At 69.9% G+C, this 14786-nt stretch carries 9 protein-coding genes; 6 read left to right on the top strand and 3 right to left on the bottom strand.

What is annotated here, in order from left to right; all coding sequences use genetic code 11:
* Positions 1 to 2: 2 nt before the first annotated feature.
* Both ACI3KX_RS09005 and ACI3KX_RS09000 read right to left on the bottom strand, forming a co-directional pair.
* On the bottom strand, positions 3 to 884 hold the full coding sequence (locus ACI3KX_RS09005) for a sugar ABC transporter permease (RefSeq protein ID WP_363354993.1): 882 nt from the start codon (positions 882 to 884) through the stop codon (positions 3 to 5).
* Positions 885 to 949: 65 nt separating this feature from the next.
* Positions 950 to 2293 (bottom strand): extracellular solute-binding protein, encoded by a 1344-nt coding sequence (locus tag ACI3KX_RS09000; RefSeq protein WP_363354995.1) that lies wholly within the window; start codon positions 2291 to 2293, stop codon positions 950 to 952.
* A 243-nt stretch (positions 2294 to 2536) separates the two neighbouring features.
* Between ACI3KX_RS09000 and ACI3KX_RS08995 the strand changes: the two genes are divergently transcribed.
* From ACI3KX_RS08995 to ACI3KX_RS08970, 6 genes are all read left to right on the top strand, one after another.
* Complete coding sequence (locus ACI3KX_RS08995) at positions 2537 to 4528, top strand: glycoside hydrolase family 127 protein (protein WP_404909462.1); 1992 nt, start codon at positions 2537 to 2539, stop codon at positions 4526 to 4528.
* A gap of 5 nt (positions 4529 to 4533) precedes the next feature.
* Positions 4534 to 5790, top strand: a complete 1257-nt coding sequence (locus tag ACI3KX_RS08990) for a ribulose-bisphosphate carboxylase large subunit family protein (RefSeq protein WP_363354999.1) — start codon at positions 4534 to 4536, stop codon at positions 5788 to 5790.
* A complete protein-coding gene (locus ACI3KX_RS08985; RefSeq protein ID WP_404909461.1) occupies positions 5783 to 7042 on the top strand; it encodes a four-carbon acid sugar kinase family protein in 1260 nt (419 codons plus the stop codon). The genes ACI3KX_RS08990 and ACI3KX_RS08985 overlap by 8 nt, the downstream gene beginning before the upstream one ends.
* 23 nt (positions 7043 to 7065) lie before the next feature.
* Positions 7066 to 7518 carry an NUDIX domain-containing protein gene (locus ACI3KX_RS08980; RefSeq protein ID WP_404909460.1) on the top strand — a complete coding sequence of 151 codons (453 nt, stop codon included), beginning with the start codon at positions 7066 to 7068 and terminating at the stop codon, positions 7516 to 7518.
* 41 nt (positions 7519 to 7559) lie between these two features.
* Positions 7560 to 9110 carry a DUF222 domain-containing protein gene (locus ACI3KX_RS08975; RefSeq protein ID WP_404909459.1) on the top strand — a complete coding sequence of 517 codons (1551 nt, stop codon included), beginning with the start codon at positions 7560 to 7562 and terminating at the stop codon, positions 9108 to 9110.
* Positions 9111 to 9224: 114 nt separating this feature from the next.
* On the top strand, positions 9225 to 11576 hold the full coding sequence (locus ACI3KX_RS08970; RefSeq protein WP_404909458.1) for a transglycosylase domain-containing protein: 2352 nt from the start codon (positions 9225 to 9227) through the stop codon (positions 11574 to 11576).
* A gap of 37 nt (positions 11577 to 11613) precedes the next feature.
* Here the strand turns inward: ACI3KX_RS08970 and ACI3KX_RS08965 are convergent, their stop codons facing one another.
* Positions 11614 to 14784: a glycoside hydrolase family 2 TIM barrel-domain containing protein gene (locus ACI3KX_RS08965; protein ID WP_404909457.1), complete on the bottom strand. Its 3171-nt coding sequence runs from the start codon at positions 14782 to 14784 to the stop codon at positions 11614 to 11616.
* Positions 14785 to 14786 lie beyond the last annotated feature (2 nt).

Genomic DNA, 14786 nt, shown 5'->3' with positions numbered 1-14786 from the left:
TGTCAGACCTCCGCCTTGCGACGCGACGATCGGAAGATCGCGAGGGTGAACACGAGGCAGAGCGCCGTGAGGATCACGGCGATGGTGGAGCCGTAGCCGTACTCGGCGTACTCGAACGCCGTGCGGTACATGTACAGCGTCATCGGCGCGGTCGAAGTGCCGGGCCCGCCGCCGTTGAGGGCGAGCAGGCTGTCGAAGACCTTGAGGGTGGCGTTGAGGCTGAAGATGATCGACGACAGCAGGATCGGCAGCGACAGCGGCACCACGATGTGCCGGACCAGCTTGAACCCGTTGGCTCCGTCGAGCCGGGCCGACTCGATGACCTCCTCGGGGATGTCGAGCAGGCCGGCATAGAGGAGCACGGCGTAGAAGCCCATCGAGCTCCACAGCGTCATCGCGATCGCCGTGGTCATCGTGCCGACGGTCGACGCCAGCACCTCGACGCTCTCACCGCCGAAGAAGTTGATGATGTCGTTGATCGGGCCCTGGTTGTCGCCGACGGCGACGAAGCTGCGGAACAGCATGGCCACCGCCACGGTCGGCAGCACGGTCGGGAAGAAGACGAGCGTCCGCACCAGGGTGGAGCCCTTGCGGAGGACGAAGACGTAGAGGAGAGCCAGCGCGTAGCCCAGGGCGACCTGGAGGGCGGTGGCCACGATCGCGAAGAAGACGCTCACCCACATCGACTGGAGAGCGGCCGGATCGGTGAAGAAGGTGGTGAAGTTCTGCAGCCCCACCCACTCGAAGCCGCGCAGCGAGTTGCCCTCGAAGAACGAGAGGCCGAGGGACCAGCCCACCGGCACCACCTTGAGCAGGGTGTACAGCACGAGGGCCGGTGCCAGCAGGATGAAGATCGTCTTCCGATCTCCGAAGATCGAGTTCATCTGCGAACTGCTTTCTGTCGTGAGCCGGCTCCCCGGGCGACCGCCCGGGGAGCCGGTGCGGGGTCTCAGCCGTTGGCGTCGATGCTCGCCTGCAGCTGGGCCATGTAGTCCTCGGCGGTCATCTGGCCGGTCGTGAGCAGGGTCGCGTTGGTCGACGCCAGCGAGTTGCTCTTCGAGTCCATCAGGGCCTCGAACCACAGTACGGTCTCGTCGATGCCCGCGATCCGCTCCTGGATCTCGGCCGTGTTCTCGGAGATGTCGGTGACGTCGCCGTTGACCTTGAAGCCCGAGATGACGCCGGCATCCTGCAGCGCCTGCTGACCGTAGTTCTCCGCGATGCAGCTCACCCAGTCGACGACCTTCGGACCGAACTGCTCGGCGTCGATGATCATCGGAGCGCCCGCGTTCGCCGCGTACTGGTCGATCGAGCCCTTGCCGCCGTCGACCTCGGGGAACGGCATGAAGCCGACGTTCTCGCCGCCGATCTCATTGCGTTCTGGGTCGTTGATCGCGCTCAGCAGCCACGAGCCGTCGTACGTCATCGCGGCCTGACCGGTCAGGAACATGTTCGACGAGGTGTCGCCGTCGCGGGTCGAGAAGCCTTCGCCGAAGTAGCCGGCCTCGGCGAAGTCGGCGAGCGCCTGTGCGCCGGCGACGTACTCGGGGTCGGTGAGCTTGGCGTCGCCGTCGCGGACGGCGGCCATCGCTTCGGGCCCGACGTTGCGGAAGATGTACATGCCCATGATGCGGGTGAGCGGCCAGCCGTTGGCGCCCGCCTCGGTCATCGGGACGACACCGGCGCCGGCCAGCGTGTCGGCGGCGTCTACGAGGTCGTCCCAGGTCTGGGGCTCTTCGATGCCGTTGTCGGCGAGGATCTCCTTGTTGTAGAAGATGCCCTCGATGTTGTACTGGTACGGCATCGAGAACATGCCGCCGTAGACCTGCTCGACGGTGGAGGCGGCGGCCGGCAGCACGTTGTCCCAGGTGCCGGCGTCTTCGAGGGCTGCCTTGAGGTCGCCGACCAGACCGGCCGCATTGAGGTCGCCGTCGGGACGGATGAGCGCCGTGCCCGCGATCGTATGGGTCGGCAGCGCGCCCTGGCTGGCCAGCAGCGTGACCTTCTGGACCGTGTCGGCCTGCGCCACCTTCTGGTGCTCCAGCGGCAGCGCCTCGTTCTCGGCCTCGCAGGCGCCCTCGGAGAGCGCGGTGAGCTGCTCCTCGAGAACGGGGTTCTCGTTCGCCGTCATCACGGTGAACGTTTCGGGATCGGTGCCGCCGGCGCCGGAGCCGCCCTCCGAGGAGCCGGTGTCGGTGTCGGCACCGCCGCCGGCGCAGGCTGCCAGCGGCAGCACCGCCGCGAGTGCGATCCCCAGCGCCGCGATACGGCGACGGTTGCTGCGTGTGTTCATAGCGTCCTCCTTGACGACGACCATGCGGGTGAAAGGTACGAGCACGACAGTAGGCACGATTTCGATGTGTGTCAACAGTCAGTACTGAAATTCTATTCACTTTGACACGATTCAGGGGTTAGACTGCATTTCCATGCAGCGTTGCGAGAACTTTCAACACTGCCTGATCTGACCCGCACCGAACCTGGCTTGCCGCGATGCCGCAGCGAGCACGAGACTGAACGCCACTCGGAAGGAACTGCCATGACCGCCACGACCGCGACCCGGGCTCACGCCCGGCTGCGACCCCTCGGCGCCGACAGTGCGCGCTGGGCGAGCGGCTTCTGGGGAGACATCCACGATCGCACGCGCGACGTGACGATCCCCCAGATCTGGTCCTCCCTGAGCGACCCCGCCATCAGCGCCGGTCTCACGAACTTCCGCATCGCCGCAGGCCTCGAGAGCGGCGAGCATGCCGGTCCGCCGTTCATGGACGGCGACTTCTACAAGTGGCTCGAGGCCGCCATCGCCCGCCTCGAGACCGACCCCGACCCTGAGCTCGCGGCCCGCATCGAGCAGATCGCGCAGCTGATCGCCTCGGTGCAGCGCGACGACGGGTACCTGCACACGCCGACGATCATCTCGAGCCGCAACCACGAAGACGCGATCGCCCTCGCCGACCGCTTCAACTTCGAGACCTACAACCTCGGTCACCTCATCACCGCCGGCGTGCGCCACTACGAGGTGACGGGGTCGACCACCCTGCTGGATGCCGCGCGCAAGGCCGCCGGCTTCCTCGAGGACCTCGCCACGAACAAGCCGCGGGAACTCGCCCGCAGCGCCATCTGCCCGTCCCATTACATGGCCGTCATCGACCTCTACCGTGCGACCGGCGATGAGCAGTACCTGCGTCTGTCGGAGGCGTTCATCCGGGTGCGCGACGACTTCGAGGGCGGCGACGACAACCAGGACCGCCTTCCGGTGCGCGAGCAGACCGTCGTCGCGGGGCACGCGGTGCGCGCCAATTACCTGTACGCCGGTCTCGCCGACCTCATCGCCGAGAACGGCGACCAGGAGCTGGAGGCAGTGCTCGAGCGACTGTGGCACGACGTCGTCGACACCAAGCTCTACATCACGGGCGGAGCGGGAGCGCTGTACGACGGAGCGTCGCCCGACGGCTCGCCGTGGCAGGACCAGATCAGCCGCGTGCACCAGGCCTACGGCCGCTCGTACCAGCTGCCGCACACCACCGCGCACAACGAGTCGTGCGCGAACATCGGCCTCATCCTGTGGAGCGAGCGGATGCTGTCGCTCACGGGCGACGCCAAGTACGCCGACGTCATCGAGCAGGTGGCCTTCAACAGCCTGCTCTCGAGCATCAGCCTCGCCGGCTCGGAGTACTTCTACACGAACCCGCTGCGCCAGGTGCGCGACCTTCCCTTCGCGCTCCGCCGCCCGGGCGATACGGCCCTCCACCCGACGCCGCCGCCCCCGCCGTCCGACGAGCGGCTGCGCGAGCCGTACCTCAGCTGCTTCTGCTGCCCGCCGAACATCGCGCGCACCCTGGCGCGGTTCCACGAGCGCGCGGCATCCGTCGGCGAGGAAGGACTGTACGTCCACCTGTACGGCGGCAGTGCGCTCGACGTCACGACCGAGGACGGCGGCCGGCTCGCCCTGCGCGAGGACAGCGACTACCCCTGGAGCGAGAGGATCGCCTTCACTGTCACGGACGCTTCGGGCCGCGGCATCCCGCTCCACCTGCGCATCCCCGGCTGGTCGTCGGGCGCGATCCTCACCGTCAACGGTGAGCGGGTGGCGGCGAGCGCGCCCGGCACCTACACCCGTATCGAGCGCGAGTGGCAGCAGGGCGACCTCATCGAGCTGACGCTGCCGATGCCGGTCCGGGTGCTCCGCGCCCACCGCCTCGCCGAAGAGGCGACCAACCAGGTCGCGGTGCGACGCGGTCCCGTCGTGTACTGCGTGGAGAGCGCCGATCTGGCCGACGGCGTCGTGCTCGAGCAGGTCGCGCTCCGCCGAGGCGCAAGGTTCACGCCGGCCGAGACGGTGATCGCCGGCCACCGCGTCGTCGCACTCGAGACCGAGGCGGTGGTGCTGCCCGGCACCGCCGAGACCGCGCTCTACGACGACGTCGCCGACGCCGATCTCGCCACCGCGCCCGTGCGGCTCGCCCCTTATTTCGCATGGGGCAACCGCGGCGCCGGCGAGATGTCGGTCTGGCTCCCCCTGGTGTGGTGACGCGCATGTCTGTTCAGCACGTCACCGCGACCTACGTCATCGAGACCTCGCTGCCGCTGCAGCACGCCGCCGAGGTGCTCGCCGGCGAGCAGTCCACCGGCACCTTCGTCCGCGTCGAGCGCGAGTCCGACGACCTGCGTGCACGCTTCGCCGCCCAGGTCGAGTCGATCGAAGAGCTCCCCCTCACCGGCGCGTCGCCCCTTCCCGGATCCGTCGGCGATCCGGCGCTCCGCCGCCGCGCCCGGCTGCGGCTGCGGTTCCCGCTCGACAACTTCGGCCCCTCGCTGCCGAACCTCCTGGCGGCGGTCGCGGGCAACCTGTTCGAGATCAAAGAGCTGTCGGCCATCCGTCTCATCGACCTCGAGCTTCCGCCGGCGTTCGCCGAGCGCTACCCTGGTCCGGCCTTCGGCGTCGAGGGCACGCGGCGGCTGATGGGCCGTCCTGACGGCGCGATGATCGGCACCATCGTCAAACCCAGCATCGGGCTCTCGCCGGCCGAGCTCGCCGAGGTGGTGTCGCAGCTCGCCGAGGCCGGCATCGACTTCATCAAGGACGACGAGCTGCAGGGCAACGGGCCCAGCGCCCCGCTCGCCGAGCGGGTCGCCGCGGTCATGCCGGTGCTCGAGCGCTACGCCGACCGCACCGGCCGCAAGCCCATGTACGCGTTCAACATCACCGACGACATCGGGCGCCTCGAGGCGAACCACGACCTCGTCGTCGGCGCGGGCGGAACGTGCGTGATGGCGTGCGTGAACCTGATCGGCCTGCCGGGTCTGGAGTTCCTCCGTCGCCACAGCGACGTTCCGATCCACGGGCACCGCGCGATGTTCGGCTCGTTCGGGCGCTCCGAGCAGGTCGGGATAGGGTTCCGGGCGTGGCAGAAGCTCGCGCGCCTCGCCGGCGCCGACCACCTGCACACCAACGGCATCAGCAACAAGTTCTACGAGACGGACGACCAGGTGCTCGACTCCATCGCGGCGGTGCGCGAGCCGCTCCTCGGCCTCACGCCGACGCTTCCGGTGCTGTCGTCGGGACAATGGGGCGGCCTCGCCCACGCCACCTACGCCGCGGTCGGCACCACCGACCTGCTCGTGCTCGCCGGCGGCGGCATCCACGGTCATCCGGACGGTGCGGCCGCCGGGGTGGCGAGCATGCGCGAGGCGTGGGCGTCGGCCGCGCGCGGCGAGAGCGCGGACCACGCCTTCGAGAACTCCGCCGCGCTGCGCCGGGCGGCGGAGCTGTTCGGCCCCGTCCGTGTCTAGGGCGCGCGTCGCCTTCTACGGCGACGACTTCACCGGCAGCGTCGACGCGCTGCTGCAGTTCGCGCGGCGCGGGTGGACCGGGCGCCTCTTCACGGGGCTTCCGGATGCCGCGACACTGCGTCGCGCGGCGGACGAGGTCGACGTGATCGGCGTGGCCGGCATCTCGCGGTCCCTCGCGCCGGCGGACATGGACGACGAGCTCCGACCGGTGTTCGCCGCCTTCGCGGACCTCGAGCCGCAGCTCGTGCAGTACAAGGCCTGCTCGACCGCGGACTCCGCACCGCACGTCGGCAGCCTGGGCCGGGTCGTCGAGCTCGCTCGCGAGGTCTTCGGCGACCGCGCCGTGCCGATGCTCTTCGCCCAGCCGGATTTCGGCCGCTACACGCTCTTCGGCCAGCACTTCGCCGCCGAGCGAGGCACCGTGTACCGGCTCGACCGGCAGCCGACGATGTCGCAGCACCCCTCGACTCCTATGACCGAGGCCGACCTCGCCGTGCACGTCGGCCGCCAGACGGAGCTTCCGATCGGCGCGGTGCCGCTGGTCGAGTTCGACGGCCTCGCGGCGCGGCTTCAGGACGCGACCGAAGCCGGCCTCGTGCTCGACACCCTCACCGACGAGCACCTCGTCACCATCGGCGAGGCGCTCGGCGCGCTCCCCGCACCGGTGTTCGCAATCGGCTCGGGCGGGCTGTCCCATGGCGTCGCCGCCGCTGCGCCGGGGGACGCCCCGGCGCTGCCCACGTCGACCGCCGCGCAGGGCCCGGTGCTGGTCGTGTCGGGCAGCCGCTCCGCGCAGACACGACGGCAGGCGGATGCCGCAGCCGCCGCGGGCTGGCTGGTCCGCCCGCTTCCGCTCGACGGCGCAGTGCCGGCGTCCGTGTCCTCCGAGGTCGTCGAGGCGCTGCGGGCAGGCCGCGGGGTCGTGCTGACCTCCGACGACGCCGACACTGCAACCTCGGGCGCGAGGCCGGTGCTGGAGGCGATCGCCGAGGCCGCGGCATCCGTGATCTCCACCGTCGCGCGCGACGGCGCGGCGCGGCGCGTGATCGTCTGCGGCGGCGATACGTCGAGCCGTGTGACCCGCCTGCTCGGGGTCGAGTCCCTGTCGATCGCGGCGAACCCGTGGGGCAACGTCGTGCTGCTGAGCGCCCATGCCGAGGACCCGGCGATCGACGGGCTCGAACTGCTGCTCAAGGGCGGCCAGGTCGGGGCCGACTCGCTCTTCATCGACGTGGCGGCGCTGGGCTCCTGACCCGGCCGCTAGGTTGGATCGCCGTGAGCCGCTTCTCCATCGTCCCCTCCTCATACGTCTATCTCCGCCGGGGCGGAGCCGTGCTGCTGCAGCTGCGGCACAACACCGGGTACATGGACGGATGCTGGGCGGCCGGTGCGGCCGGCCACGTCGAGCTCGGCGAGACCGCCGTCGCGGCCGCGATCCGCGAAGCGCGCGAGGAGCTGGGTCTCATGCTCGCGCCGGAGGCCCTCTCGGCCATCGCGGTGATGCAGCGCACCGACGGGACCGACAACCCGATCGAGCAGCGCGTGGACTGGTTCTTCGTGTGCGACGACTGGGCCGGCGAGCCGCAGATCCTCGAGCCCCGCAAGTGCGCCGAGATCGCGTGGTTCGACCTCGACGCGCTGCCCGAGCGGATGCCGGAGTACGAGCGGGAGGCGCTCGTCGCGCTTCGCGACGGCGCTGGCGCGACACTGCTGAGCCGCGGGTTCTAGAACGTCTATTCGAATGTCGGAGGCTGATGCCACGATGAAGTATGAGCTTCTTCTCCGACATGCAGGCGGCGCTCGAAGAGCTGCGTGCGGTAATCGGAGACGATATCGAGTCGGGTGAGGTCGCTGCGGCGGTGCAGCGACTGACCGATGACGGTGTCATCACGTTGATCGAGCAGGCGACCGTGCTGGTGCGGGGCGGCGAGTCGCTGCGTATCGCCGGGTCGGGCGTGGTCGCCGCGCGGTCGACCCGGGATGCCGGTCACGGCGGACTGGCGCAGACGCGCGGGCACCGCTCCCCCGTGTCGCTGATCCAGGACCTCACCGGCACCACCCGGGCTGACGCGGCCAAGCAGGTGCGGCTCGGCGAAGCGCTCGCTGAGAACGTGCCGGCCCTCGCGGGTGACCTGATCGACCGAGGAACGGGTGCCGTGGGCGCGGCGAGTGAGCCGGTCGCGGCGCCGACGCCGGTCCGGGCCCGGCCCTGGCACGCCGCGCTCGGCGACGCGCTGATGACAGGGAAGCTGACCTCTGCGCAGCACGACGCGATCTACCGCGGACTCGGCGCGCCACCCCTGCTCTCGGCCGGCGATGACGGCGGCCTCGAGGCGTCCGAAGCCTCCTCGATCTCCGCGGATGTCACCGCCGCGTGGGAGACCGCGGCCGGCCAGCTGATCGACGAGGCCGCCCTGCGGACGGTGGAAGAGCTCGGCTCTGCTGCGCGCAGCATCCGCGACGTGCTCGACCCGGTCGGCGCGGACCGCCGCTTCGAGGAGAGGTTCCACGGCAGATCATTCCGGACCTGGACCGACCGCGACGGCACACGCCGGGGAGCCTTCCAGTTCGAAGACGAGGGAGGCGCGTGGATCGAGGCCATCATCGGCACCGCGTTGCGCCCCCGCCGCGGCGGCCCCCGGTTCGTCGACTCCGATGAACGCACGCGCGCCGCCGACCTCGTCGCCGATCCGCGCAGCAACGACCAGCTCGCCTACGACCTGATCATCGACGTACTGCGTGCGGGCGCGCTCGCCGACGCCCCCACCGTGTTCGGCACCCGCCAGCCGGGCATCCGGATCGTCAGCACGACCACCGCTCACCGCGACGCGGTCGACGGTCGACCGGCTGTCGCGCTCCTGGAAGACTCCGGTACGTCGGTACCTGGCTGGCTCGTCGCCCAGCACGCCTGCAGCGTCGGCACCCGGGCGGTCATCCACGACGAGCACGGAAACCCCCTCGACCTCGGCCGTGAGGCCCGCCTGTACTCGCCGAAGCAGCGCATCGCCCTCGCGATCCGCGACGGCGGCTGCCGCTGGACCGGCTGCGATCGGCCGGCGTCTTACTGCGAAGCCCACCACATCGATCACTGGCACCGAGACCACGGCAAGACCGACATCGACCGCGGCATCCTGCTGTGCCGCTTCCACCACATGCAGCTCCACCACGGCGGATGGCGCATCACTCGCCACGGCGACGGAGACTTCCTCCTTCATCCCCCCGACGACACCCCACCGCTCGCGCTCGTCCCGCGCCTCGCCCGCCGCTACGCCTTCGGCGACCTCCAGCCCCCACCGCGAAGATTCCGCCCCGCCGCGTGACCGGCGGGATGAGGGATGGCCGCCACCCCGCCGCGTGACCGGCGGGATGAAGTACCCGTTTCGGAATCCGGAGCGGTCTGTCATGCTGTCTCCCACCGCACATTGGAAGTCGTCATGAAGCGGTCATCGAAGGACTCGGCGAAGGCGCCAGCGCCGCCTTACACGCGCACATTCGCCGGCGTTCTCGGTGGTCTCGCGGGGCTCGTGGTGCTCAGCGCGATAGCGGGCCTGCTGGTGGTCGCTCCGCTCGCACCTGTCCTCGCGATCTCAGGACACGCGGCGAGCACAGCGGTCTCGCTGTTCGACGGCATGCCGAGCTACCTCGCGATCGATCGGCTCATGCTGCCGACGACGATCTACGCGCGCGACCCGGCGAGCGGGCAGGACGTCGAGCTGACGTCTTTCTACGACCAGAATCGCGTTCCGGTCACGTTCGATGAGGTCGCGCCCGTCATGTACGACGCGATCCTGGCCTCTGAGGATCCCCGCTACTACCAGCACGGCGGCATCGACATCGTCGGCACGACCCGCGCTCTCATCAAGAACGCTCAGGGCGGTGCGACCCAGGGCGGCTCCTCGATCAGCCAGCAGTACGTGAAGAACGTGCTGGTGCAGCGCTGCGAGCGGGACGCCGTCGCGACCGAGACCCAGTCTCGCGACGAGGTGCTGCGGGACTGCTGGCACGACGCCACTCAGGCGAGCGGTGTCGAGGGCTATCAGCGCAAGCTCCAGGAGATCCGCTACGCCGTGCAGGTCGAGCAGAAGTACTCCAAGAACGACATCCTGCTGGGGTATCTGAACATCGCGAACTTCGGCGGCACGACCTACGGCATCGAAGCCGCAGCCCGCTACTACTTCAGCACCACGTCGGCGGGGCTCACGCTGACCCAGGCGGCGACGCTCGCAGGCATCGTGCAGAATCCCAACACGTTCCGCATCGACCGGACCAGCGGGTCGATCACCGGCGCCGATGGGACCACCTACAACAAGGCCGCCGACGGCTCGATCGACGATGTGACGCCCGGCACGCTCGCAGGACTGGATTCGCTCCTCGCCGACGGCACCATCACGCCGGAGCAGCACCTCGCGGCCGGCGATGCCTACAGTGCCACCAAAGGACGCCAGCTCTACGTGCTCGACCGGATGCGCGAGGACGGGCGCATCACCGTCGATCAGTACGTCGCGGCGGCGATCGAGCCGATCGCTCCCGCGGTGCAGCCCGCACATGTCGGGTGCGTGGCGACGTCCGCGCCCTTCTTCTGTCAGTACGTGGTGAACACCGTGCGCTCCGACCCGGACTACGCGGCGGCTTTCGGTGAGACCGAGCAGGAGCGACAGCAGTCGCTGACGCGCGAGGGCCTCAACATCTACACGACGCTGGACTGGCAGCTGCAGAACGCGTCGCAGGACGCCATGCGGCGCTACGCGCCCGAGACCGTGGCGGGCATGGACTTCGGGTCGGCATCGGTCAGCATCGAAGCCACCACCGGGCGCATCCTCGCGATCAGCCAGAACAACAGGTTCACGGAGGACCGCGACCTCGCCGCCACCGATCCGGTCTACACGTCGCTCGTGTACGCCGGCGACCTCGAGCACGGGGTCTCCAAAGGGTTCGCGACCGGATCCACGTTCAAGCTGTTCACCCTCGTCGACTGGCTCGAGAAGGGGCACTCGCTGTCCGAGAGCGTCAACGGAAGGCTGCGCGCGATCCCCCGCCTGCAGGACCGCTGCGAGGGCACGTGGATCAACCGCGAGAACCACGTCGTGCGCAACTTCGGGGGCGTTCCCGGCTACACCGGAACGCCGATGCAGTTCACCGCGCAGTCGTTGAACAGCGGCTTCCTCGCGATGGCGGAGAAGCTCGACCTCTGCGACATCGAAGACGTCACGGCGCGGCTGGGCGTGACACGCGGGACCGGCGAGCCGGTGGACATCGACGGCTCCGCGGCGATCATCGGAACCAACAACATCGCACCGGTCGCGCTGGCCTCGGCGTTCGCCGCGGTCGCCAACGATGGCGTCTCCTGCGTGCCGCGCGCGATCGAGCGTGTGGTCAATGCGGACGGCAAGGAGCTTCCCGTGCCCGGCGACCGGTGCACGCGGGCGATCAGCCCTGAAGTAGCCGCCGCGGCGGCGTTCGCGCTGCAGGGCGTCATGCGGCCCGGCGGCACCGGGTCGGGCGCCAACCCGAACGACGGCACGCCGATGATGGGCAAGACCGGCACGCACGAGCAGATCCAGACGTGGCTGGTCCAGTCCAGCACGCGGGTGACCACCGCCGTCTGGGTGGGCAACGCCAACGGAGAAGGCGACGTCTTCCGTGTCTCGCACAACGGCCGCGTGCTGTCGACGATCCGCCTGCCGATGAGCCGTGACATCCAAGCCACCGCCAACCAGCTCTACCCCGCCGGCGCGTTCCCCGCACCACCCGCCGAGCTGGTCGGCCGCCCGCGCGCCCCGGATTGACCCACCGGGTCGCCGGGTCCACGACGGTCTCCGCGACTCAGCGCGCCGCCAGCCGCACACTCCACACGGTGCGCTCGCGGGGCACGCGGTACTGCTCAGGCAGCGCGGGACCCACGGATGCCGATCCCAGCCCCTGCTGCGCATGATCGATGTTGAGCCACACGCGGCCCGAGTCCGCAAGCTCATGCGGCTTGGTCGCCCGATCGAGGTCGTGCGATGTCCAGCGGCGGGCGGTGAAGTCGAATTCAGGCCGACCCTCGACTCTCAGCGTCGGCGCGCCGGGCGCCGAGACCTCCAGCCAACGCGTCTGCACGTGGTTGCCGTTCTCCTGCGGCACCGGGTAGGGCACCTGCAGGTCGTCGATCGGCCGCTCGAAACGCCCCACGCGGGATCCTTCGAACGAGTCGACGTACGTCTCTCCGGGTCCACGGCCGAACCACTTCACGCGCTCCGTCACCCCTGGCAGACCGAAGAGCAGACCGAGCCGCGGTACCAGGATGTCGCGGTGCATGTACGGGGTGTTCGTCCACGGTCCGACGAAATCGGCGTCGACATCGAGGAGCAGCCCGTCGCCGTCCACGGTCCAGGTCATCGTCCACTCGACGCCGTGCGGATGCGTCCGCGGCGCTGTGCGCCCGGACACCCGCAGCCACCCCTCGCCGCCGTCGAGCTCGTCGACCCGGTGCAGCAGCCGATGCAGCTGGGTCTTGCGCCACACCGACGCGAGGTCGTTGAGGTCGCCCTGGCCGTGGTCGTTCTCGGTGGGCGCTCGGTAGAGGTCGAGCACCGGCCCCTCGATCTCGAGCTCGCCGAGCCGGACGAGCCGGCCGGTCGCCGCATCGAAGACGCCGGGGCCCACCTCCACGGTCGCGTTCGCGACGAGTGGACGCGCGAGGTCCGCCCGCCGGGTGTCGGCGACCGCATCCTGGGTGGTGTCTCCGGCTGCGCGCCGAGTGGTGGCGTCGGCCCCACCCGACGACGCGATCGCGCTGGCGCTCGCGACTGCCTCCGCATCCGGCATCCGCTGTCCCCATGCCACGACATGGCCCGCAGGCGCCCACAGGCGGTCGGTCGCGAGCGCGGCCTCGATCGTCAGGACGACATCGACGGAAGCAGATGCCGGGCCCGCAGCGCTCTCCGCGGAGAGCACGCCCGAGTGGGCGAGGCCGCGAGCGGCGGCATCCGGAATCGCGATCTCGCGAGAGTCGCCCGCACGCACCGGCGGGACATCCAGCACCCCGTGCGCGACCACCTCGCCGCCCACCTCGACCGACCAGCGGAACACCAGATCCGAGGTGTCCACAGAGTGTCGGTTGTTCGCTATGCGTACCGAGCGCGGACCCACTTCGACGGTGACGGGCTCGTGCGCCTTGGCGAGCTCCACGAGGCCGGGAGTCGGCGTGCGATCGCTGAACACGAGGCCGTGCAGGCTGAAGCGCCCGCCCCGGGGCTCGTAGTCCACGTCGTCGCCGTGCATCACGAAGGGCACACCCTGCTCGGTCGCCGAGTGGAAGCCGTGGTCGATCCACTCCCACACGAAGGCCCCGCACAGGCGGTCGTGCGCCCGGATGATGCGCCAGTAGTCCTGCAGCGATCCGGGACCGTTGCCCATCGCGTGCGCGTACTCGACCAGCAGGAACGGCAGCGCACGCCGGCGCTCCTCGTCGGCCTCCGTGACCCCGTCGGGCAGCGGCGCAACCGCATCCGACTCCCCGAACACCATGCCGTGCATACTGAGGCGGCCCCCGCGCGGCTCGTCATGGCGGCCGATCTGCTCGAGCAGCTCGAGCGAGGGATACATCAGCGAGTAGAAGTCGGAGTCGCGATAGCTCGGATCGCGCTCGTACAGCACGGGTCGCGAAGGATCCCGCTCGTCGAGCCATCGCCGCATCTCGGCGAAGCCGTCTCCGGTCATGCTCTCGTTCGCGAGCGACCACACCACCACGCTCGGACGGTTCTTGTCACGCTCGACGGTGCGCCGCAGGCGATCCATCAGCGCGTCGCGCCACTCGGGCAGCGCCGGCGGATTGTGCGCCCACCCCTCGTAGATGAACCCGTGCGTCTCGAGATCGACCTCGACCACGACCCACAGGCCGTACTCGTCGCACAGCCGCAGGAACTCCGGATGCGGCGGATAGTGGCTCGTGCGCACGGCGTCGATGTTCGCGCGCTTCATCATCACGATGTCGCGGATCATCGTGTCGCGATCGAGCGTCCGGCCGGTGTCGGGATGGTGCTCGTGCCGGTTCACGCCGCGGAACGTCACCGCGCGACCGTTCACCGTGAACACGCCGTCCCGGATCTCGACCCGGCGGAAGCCGACGGCCAGGTCGACCACCTCGCCGCTCGAGCGCAGCGTCCCCCGGTACAGGCGAGGGCTGTCGGCGCTCCACGGCTCGACCGGAACGGCCACGGTCTCCCCCGCGGGGATCCGGACGCCGAGCTCGGGGATCTCGACGATCGCGGCGATCGAGGCATCCACCCGCAGCGTGCCGATTCCGGTCTCGGGGTCGAAGTCGGCGTGCACGAAGTGGTCGTCGACGGCCCCGGCGGGACGCGAGAGCAGCTCGACATCGCGGAAGACGCCCGGGAGCCACCACATGTCCTGGTCCTCCAGGTACGTGCCGGCCGACCATCGGTGCACCCGCACGCACAGCACGTTTCGCCCCGGGCGCACCGGCGCACCGAACTCGAACGGCAGCCGGCTGCCCGTCGACCAGCCGAGCTCGTCGCCGTTCAGCCAGACCTTGGCGCAGGAGTCGACACCCTGGAAGCGCAGCACCGCCGGGCCGAAGTCCGCGAGCACATCGAAGACGAGCCGGTAATCGCCGGTGGGGTTCTCGGTGGAGACGTGCGGCGGATCCAGCGGGATCGGATACGCCGTGTTCGTGTACAGAGGACCCTCCTCGGTGCCGAGCATGCGCCGCGCCGGTCCACCGGCGAGCGGCGTGAACTCCTCCATCACCCAGTGCGAGGGGACGCGCATCTCATCCCACGCCGCATCGTCGAAGTCGTCCGCGAGGAACTCCTCGCCCGTACCCGCTGCGGTCGGTGAGAGCCGGAAGCGCCAGGTGCCGTTGAGGCTCAGCACGCGGGCGTCGCTCTGGGCGTCGGCCCGCGGCATCCGTCGACCGGCACCCGGCGCGGTGCTCTCCCAATATCGCTCGAAGCCCGCACCGCGGGAGAGTCCGCTATTCTGCATATCCATAG

Origin of the sequence: Microbacterium sp. ZW CA_36, assembly GCF_044987475.1 — a bacterium.
Lineage (GTDB): Bacteria > Actinomycetota > Actinomycetes > Actinomycetales > Microbacteriaceae > Microbacterium.
This window is presented reverse-complemented; position numbering and strand designations above follow the sequence as displayed.

Excerpts from the sequence above, each read along its gene's own strand:
- ACI3KX_RS08975 (WP_404909459.1), top strand. The coding sequence starts at position 7,560 with ATGAGCTTCTTCTCCGACATGCAGGCGGCGCTCGAAGAGCTGCGTGCG.
- ACI3KX_RS09005 (WP_363354993.1), bottom strand. The coding sequence starts at position 884 with ATGAACTCGATCTTCGGAGATCGGAAGACGATCTTCATCCTGCTGGCA.
- ACI3KX_RS08970 (WP_404909458.1), top strand. The coding sequence starts at position 9,225 with ATGAAGCGGTCATCGAAGGACTCGGCGAAGGCGCCAGCGCCGCCTTAC.
- ACI3KX_RS09000 (WP_363354995.1), bottom strand. The coding sequence starts at position 2,293 with ATGAACACACGCAGCAACCGTCGCCGTATCGCGGCGCTGGGGATCGCA.
- ACI3KX_RS08995 (WP_404909462.1), top strand. The coding sequence starts at position 2,537 with ATGACCGCCACGACCGCGACCCGGGCTCACGCCCGGCTGCGACCCCTC.
- ACI3KX_RS08990 (WP_363354999.1), top strand. The coding sequence starts at position 4,534 with ATGTCTGTTCAGCACGTCACCGCGACCTACGTCATCGAGACCTCGCTG.
- ACI3KX_RS08965 (WP_404909457.1), bottom strand. The coding sequence starts at position 14,784 with ATGGATATGCAGAATAGCGGACTCTCCCGCGGTGCGGGCTTCGAGCGA.